Genomic DNA, 3,130 nt, shown 5'->3' on the forward strand with positions numbered 1-3,130 from the left:
AAAAAATTACACACAGTCATTACCTGGAAAAAGGGAGAACAACCTCGACCAACACTGTCTAGATGCCATTGGAGGAACTTGCTGAGCACAGCGATCCTCCAACGAAACACCATCTAGACTAATCGTTGGGCAAAAGCTGAGCTACAAAAGAATAGAATTACAAACCTGAGATTTACTTCAAGTTTGACCAACTTAATATGAACTCAAGAGCTATAGAACAAATGAAAAGAATAATATTATCGGCAGCACTATTAATCTTATGTATGGCTGGTGCCTATGCTCAGACTGCCGAACAGCAGACAAAGCAGTTCCCTCCAATCGAGAAGAAGGAGCTTGACCTGAAATACCTTGGGAGTGATTCTTCATCTGTCTTAGAACGCATCAAGAAGAATGGTGTGACGAGCAGATACTTGCAAAAGCCTGTAGAAGCGGATATTAACCAAAAGAAGACGAAGAAGCTGGAATCTGAAATGCCCATCATGCAGCCAGACTCCTCAATGCAGTTTTATATTCTTGCTGTCGTACCAGATTCTACCATCCTTTTCCATATACGGGTTAAGAAGCCAGAGTAACTTATAAAGCCAGTGCTGAGAAAGAAAAATTAATCCTTTGCCCAACAAAACCTATAGTGCATAAACGCACTATAGCCAAGACGTTGGTGGTAAAAAGAATGAATAAACTGTTCACTATCATATTGCTCCTTTGTACCAGTGTTTGTTTGGCACAAGCCTTACCTGGCGATTCTCTTAAAATAAAAATTGCTGAAGAGTTTCTAAAGAAAAAGCTTGGAGAGAAGGTGGTAAGAGATAAACTCGCCTTTGCTGGAATTTATGAAAGTTCACTTGATTTAGTAACCTTCGAGCTAAAAGGAAGAACAGAAAATAGAAAAAACTTGGTTGTGGTCTTTTTAGATGGTGAGAAAGTAGAGAGCAAGTACAATACAAAGATTACCAAAAAAGACATTAGTAACTTCTTTGAAGGCAAACCGACTAAAAACTTATTCTGGAATAAAGAATATGCTACTAACATTGCTAAAAGATTAGACTTCGATAAAGGAATAAAAGGCTGGGAAATACAATTAGAAGGTCTGGTGTATGATATTTCATGGGGCATCTACTCATATGTTGCTGAAACATGGGACCCATACGAAGCAGGCGGAAAGGCATTGAAAGTAGATGCTAAGACTGGAAAGTATGAAATTCAAGATTGGTCTGAAATAGAATAAAAATTTCTTCCACCAACAAAACCTATAAGTTAGCTACGCCACCTTATAGCAGAGACGTTGGATAGCATAAAAAATACATAATTAGAGAAGTTCTTGAAATCAGATAATTCAAAAAAAATTATAGGTGTCACCACTTTTGTCTGTGGGGGTATTCTGACTATCTTAAGCGAAAAGGAGTTGGGATTATTTTACATAGTAATGTTCATTGGGTTAATTACCCTACTTATTGGATTAGTTCGAAAAACTATAATTTCTGATTCCAAGCCAGTAGTATCCAAGTCTATTAAGAAATCAGTTTCTGAATCAGTATCAGGGCCGACCAAGTTGAGCTTAAATATTTCCCAATCAGATAGTTTAGTTGTTATTAAAATAGGGGAGTATTATAACATAGTAGACTATGTTTTCTTTTGGGATGCAATTAGGAATCCTAGTGAACAAACATCAGAAAGAAAAACCATATTTGAACCTGATCAGTGTATACTTGATTTCAGTTCGAATCAAAGTTTCGATTCTTACGGTTATGAGTTTTGCCAACTAGTTGAGCAGTATAAAGTGATTAAGGGAAAGAAACTTGCTATCTGTGGTTTACCTAAAAAGTTGGAGCAAGTGTATTTTGAGCTTGATGATAAGAATTATTTAGAAGACGCAGAAGTATTTGATTCTCTAGAAGAAGCTATGAGATTTTACATGATAAGTAATTAGAATTACAATTATCCAACAAAACCTAAACCACACATAAGCGTGCTTTAGCCAAGCCGTTAGAGCATATTTAAGACTATAAATGAAAAAGATACTCTTCTTGCTTTGCGTGTTTCTATTGAGCCAGTGCAAGCAAAAGGCTTCTGAGTCAAAACTTAATGATAGCAACTTCACAGAAGGTGAAGTAATCCATTACCAATATGATGAAAGTGGTAGGTTAGTAAAGGAACGTAAAGTGTCTTACTTATTGGTAGGAAACAAACCAGATAGCTTGAGTTTTGTCACTACTTACTTTTATGATAAGAAAGGGCGAAAGATAAAAGTCGAAGACCATGATGGTTCTGATGAACTTCTTTCCACTACTTTTTTTAACTATGACTCAAGAGACTCTCTGCTGGCAGAATACATAGTTGACACGCATGGAGACACTACAACACTTGTGGAAAATGCCTACGGGGAAAATGGTAACCTTCATCTTAACAAGCATAGGCAACTGTTAAACACCCAATCTGAAGATGATTTACTTAATGGAAAGAGCAACTATGATACCCTCTTTACATTGACAGAGAACTTTTACCAATCGGGGTTACTGATAAGGTCAACAGATAGAGACGTTAATAATGCTTTGGTTGTCGAAAGTGAGTATAAGTATGATGGGCAAAAGCTTGTCAAAATGGAAGTCTACGAGTTTCAGGATTCTAAGAAACAACTACGAATAGCAAACTTTTATCCAAATATTGATAAAGCATCAGGTTTAGAGCGAATAACAGTAAATATATTAGGAGACACCATAGGAGTGCGTCGCATAGAAAAACACGAGAGTGGCAAAGTAGCTAGAAGCATAGAACTTGACACAGAATTGGGACACGCTATCATTACACGACACAACCTACAAGGTCATATAATCGAAGAGACATTCATCATCAAAGATTTAGGAAGGAAAACCATTCGTCGTTTCAGCTTCGACTCATCAGGAAGAAAGATAAAAGAAGTATCTAACGATTTGCCATTAACAGAAGAAGAAAATAAACTGCTCTAACCACACCTAAAAAGCACTAAAGCCCTTTTTAGCCAAGTCCGTTGGCCGTGATTGGGCTTATTTTCAGATTTTAAAGTGGTGCGCTTTTCAGGCTTTTTAAGGGCTGGAAGGCATCAAAGGCCACTAAAGGCGGGCAACGATCAGAAAAAGAGCCAAAGGAAGAAAAG

4 protein-coding genes are annotated in these 3,130 nt (G+C 37.1%); all 4 read left to right on the forward strand.

Annotated elements, in window-relative coordinates:
- Positions 1-221: 221 nt before the first annotated feature.
- Entirely contained in the window at positions 222-572 is a 351-nt protein-coding gene (locus H7F15_RS19265) for a hypothetical protein (RefSeq protein ID WP_185198634.1), read from the forward strand.
- 146 nt (positions 573-718) lie between these two features.
- A complete protein-coding gene (locus H7F15_RS19270) occupies positions 719-1,225 on the forward strand; it encodes a hypothetical protein (RefSeq protein WP_185198635.1) in 507 nt (168 codons plus the stop codon).
- 93 nt (positions 1,226-1,318) lie between these two features.
- The gene (locus H7F15_RS19275) at positions 1,319-1,927 is read left to right on the forward strand and encodes a hypothetical protein (protein WP_185198636.1); all 609 of its coding nucleotides are present in this window, start codon (positions 1,319-1,321) and stop codon (positions 1,925-1,927) included.
- A 79-nt stretch (positions 1,928-2,006) separates the two neighbouring features.
- The gene (locus H7F15_RS19280; protein ID WP_185198637.1) at positions 2,007-2,963 is read left to right on the forward strand and encodes a hypothetical protein; all 957 of its coding nucleotides are present in this window, start codon (positions 2,007-2,009) and stop codon (positions 2,961-2,963) included.
- The last annotated feature ends 167 nt before the right edge of the window (positions 2,964-3,130 follow it).

It is taken from the genome of Pontibacter sp. Tf4 (assembly GCF_014212495.1).
Lineage (GTDB): Bacteria > Bacteroidota > Bacteroidia > Cytophagales > Hymenobacteraceae > Pontibacter.